This window comes from Gemmatimonadota bacterium, from assembly GCA_026706345.1.
Taxonomy (GTDB): domain Bacteria; phylum JAAXHH01; class JAAXHH01; order JAAXHH01; family JAAXHH01; genus JAAXHH01.
In genome coordinates, this window is record JAPOYX010000151.1 from 1 (window position 1) to 2,980 (window position 2,980).

Annotated in this window: 6 protein-coding genes; 3 read left to right on the forward strand and 3 right to left on the reverse strand. The window is 62.4% G+C overall.

Annotation, left to right across the window (positions count from 1 at the left end; genetic code table 11):
• A partial coding sequence (locus tag OXG98_09990; protein MCY3772333.1) for a hypothetical protein occupies nucleotides 1–583 on the forward strand: 583 nt, incomplete at its 5' end.
• 417 nt (nucleotides 584–1,000) lie between these two features.
• Here the strand turns inward: OXG98_09990 and OXG98_09995 are convergent.
• The 3 genes from OXG98_09995 to OXG98_10005 form a co-directional block, all read right to left on the reverse strand.
• On the reverse strand, nucleotides 1,001–1,567 hold the full coding sequence (locus OXG98_09995) for a cupin domain-containing protein (protein ID MCY3772334.1): 567 nt from the start codon (nucleotides 1,565–1,567) through the stop codon (nucleotides 1,001–1,003).
• 73 nt (nucleotides 1,568–1,640) lie between these two features.
• The gene (locus tag OXG98_10000) at nucleotides 1,641–1,901 is read right to left on the reverse strand and encodes a hypothetical protein (GenBank protein MCY3772335.1); all 261 of its coding nucleotides are present in this window, start codon (nucleotides 1,899–1,901) and stop codon (nucleotides 1,641–1,643) included.
• A 30-nt stretch (nucleotides 1,902–1,931) separates the two neighbouring features.
• Nucleotides 1,932–2,390: a DUF6152 family protein gene (locus OXG98_10005; GenBank protein ID MCY3772336.1), complete on the reverse strand. Its 459-nt coding sequence runs from the start codon at nucleotides 2,388–2,390 to the stop codon at nucleotides 1,932–1,934.
• 53 nt (nucleotides 2,391–2,443) lie between these two features.
• On the opposite strand from OXG98_10005, the gene OXG98_10010 reads away from it, so the two are divergent.
• Both OXG98_10010 and OXG98_10015 read left to right on the forward strand, forming a co-directional pair.
• Nucleotides 2,444–2,632, forward strand: a complete 189-nt coding sequence (locus OXG98_10010) for a hypothetical protein (protein MCY3772337.1) — start codon at nucleotides 2,444–2,446, stop codon at nucleotides 2,630–2,632.
• Between the two features lie 53 nt (nucleotides 2,633–2,685).
• Nucleotides 2,686–2,980, forward strand: a 295-nt coding sequence (locus OXG98_10015; protein ID MCY3772338.1) for a divalent metal cation transporter, incomplete at its 3' end; no start/stop codon positions are given.

A 2,980-nucleotide genomic window follows, 5' to 3' on the forward strand; every position in this document is an offset into this window, starting at 1 on the left:
AGAAGAACCGGCGGCGGCTGCCGGCTCGGATTCAGTGCCGCAAGCCGTCGCTGTTGCGAGAGCCCCGGCCATGGCTGACCCGGAGTCGGCGGACGATGCGGTCAATGTGCTGGCCAGCGACCAGGCGGAACTGGCGGCGGATCCCAGCGACTACCTTGTGCGTGCGGACGGGACCATTGAGGTCCAGGCGCAGGAGACTCTGGGTCATTACGCGGATTGGCTTGAGATTCGAACCCAGCGGCTTCGGGACATCAATGGCATGCCCTTCCGTGAGCCGGTGGTGATCGGACGGCGGTTAAGCCTGGATTTCTCCGTCGTATCTCCGGACGAGTTTGAGGCCAGGCGCGTCGCCTATCAGCGGGACACGCAGGAGGCGTTTTTCCAGGCCTACGACGTCACCGGTGTCCGGCATCATGCGGTCCGGCGCGGGGAGTCCCTGTGGGAGCTCGCCCTTCAGGACTTTCGGGTGCCGGTCTGGCTGGTGCGCCAATACAATCCCGACCTCGATCTGGATCGGGTGGCGCCGGATACGGTCGTCAACTTTCCCGTGCTGCGTCCCAAGGGGGCGATCGATGCCGGTTGACGCAAGGATTGTATCGGTTTTCGGCGCCGGCGGGATTGCAGGCGCCGTGCAGATGCGGCCGAGCCTTACGGGAATGGAACGATGATTTCTCGCCTGTTGTTTGCGGCTTTCGGCGCAGTGGCCATCACCGTCGGCTTGTTGCTGCTGATGGATGACGTGACCAGCAGGTACATAATGAGAGATCCCACACTGTACTTCAGGATTACGGACTATATTCCGGCGCCTGACCGCGGCCGTCAGCTCCCGGATGTTCCGGTCGTTCCCGAAATCGCCCCGGACCGGCCCGAATTCGAGCATCCGGAAGAGCAAGAGCAACCGGCCGACGAAGTATTGCCCTGGGAGCTTCCGGAAGAGGCTGCGCCCAACCTGGAGGAACAACTGATGCTGGATGAACGGCAGGCGGCCCTGCCGGGCGGGTTAATCCGTATCGGTGCGCGGCGGGATTCTCGCCTCGGACTCCGCGTCCCGCTCGATCAGGTAACCTTCGGCGTCGAGCACCAGACCGGTTTCCAGCGCCCGCTTCAGGATCTTCGGCGACCACGTTACCCGGCCGGCATCCGTGGCGCCATGGATGGCCATCATGTAGGCATGGGATTCGCCGATGTTCCGGAAGCCGCGCATGACGCCCGCGGGGACGGAGATCATGTCCAGGGTATCCATCTCGATTTCCTGCTCGCCGTCGTCCCCCCAGTAGAGTGCCCAGCGACCGGTCATCGCGAAGAATACTTCCACCGTGTCGTGGGAATGGAGTGCGGCCCCCTTGCCCGGCCCCGCGCCGATATAGGTGACGTTGAACCCTTCCACGGCCGAGATGGCCACGCCCAGGCCGGCGTCCTCCGTCACCCCCTCGCCGATCACGTTGAAAATCTCCCGCCGGTATTCGGGCAGGCGGGTGTCGACGAACGCTTCCGTGCCCGGCAACAACTGCTTGAAGCGGGCCGTGCGCGCGAGCATGTCCTTCTTGCCGATGGGCTTGCTTTTCATCGTCCGGCAACCCGTTACCGGCCAGTGCGGCGCCAGGGCTTGTACACGCTATCCGAGATCGTGTTGACAGGCCCTAGTTTTTCTTCTTTTGGGGCGCCGTCAACTTGACCCGACCACGCTTGCCCGAACGGCGCTCGTTGAGTCGAGCCGCAATTTCGGTCACCGCTTCGGTTACGTCCTCGCGGGTGCCTTGCCGGTAGCCCTTGATCTTGTTCTTGCCCTGGACGATTTCGTAACGGTGCCAGTCCGAGCCCTCCGCTCCGGGCGGTGTTTCGGACCGCTTTACCGATACGACTTCGTAAGGGTCGTCGAGTACAGGTGTTTCGCTGCTCATGTCAAACCCGGTTTGTTCCGGCGATGCCGGTTAGTGTATGGCAAATCCGGCGCGGGGATTGAACTCCACGCCATCCGCGCGAGTCGCAATGATCCAGGCCGCCGCGGGGCGGCCGTCCTTCATGGGATTCCCGGTTATGCTCAGCATGGTGCCAGGGGAAAGGTCGCTCCGTCGAATGCCCGCCCGCATCAGCGTGCTGGGACCTTCGGCTTCAAAGCCCCATGTCGTGACGGTGCCATCCTCGTTTGTCACATACACCAGCAGCCATGAATGCGGATTGGTGTACTGAAATTCCTTGACGACGCCTTCCAGCGTGACTTCTTTCTCGAAATCGAACATGAAAGCGGAGTGGTGACCCAAACTTGCGGAACCGATCAAGAGAGCAACGGCGCCAAGGCCGATGGCTACGAACTTTCTCATGGAATGCTCCAAATCCGTGGACCGTTTTTTTGCCGCATGCGGCATTGAGCGATCTCTGAATTCGCTCATTTATAATAGCAGATCGGGAAGTACGGTACGGTGCGCACCCTTCGGAGCCGCGCATGAAATCCAGGACAGGTCTTGCAATATTCGGTTGCGGTTGGCTGGCGGTGTGCACCGCGCCCATTGCCCAGGAACTGGTTGTCGTGCCGCCGCCGATGGAATTCGAGACATCCGCCGAGCGCTTCGCGTTCCTGCTGGAGCAGGGGTTTACCTCGAACAGGGACGCCATGGCCGCGGGCTCCCATTAGCAGTTGGATAGAACGCCATTGAAGGGATGCCAGGCCGCGCCAACCGCGCCGCCATGAACGCTTCGGGAACAACTCGTCTCGTCGCCCTGTGGTTGGGGCGACTTGGGCCCGGGATTCTGTTTGCGGCCACAGCGGTCGGCGTATCGCACCTGGTCCAGTCCACGCGCGCCGGCGCCCAATTCGGTCTGACGCTCCTGGCCCTGATCCTCCTGGCGTGCGCCATCAAGTATCCCGCCTTCCGGTTCGGGGCCGAATACGCGGCGCTGACCGGCAGGACCGTGCTCAGCGGCTACGAGCGGCAGGGACGATGGTTGCTTGCGCTCATTCTCCTGGCGACCTTCATCGAGG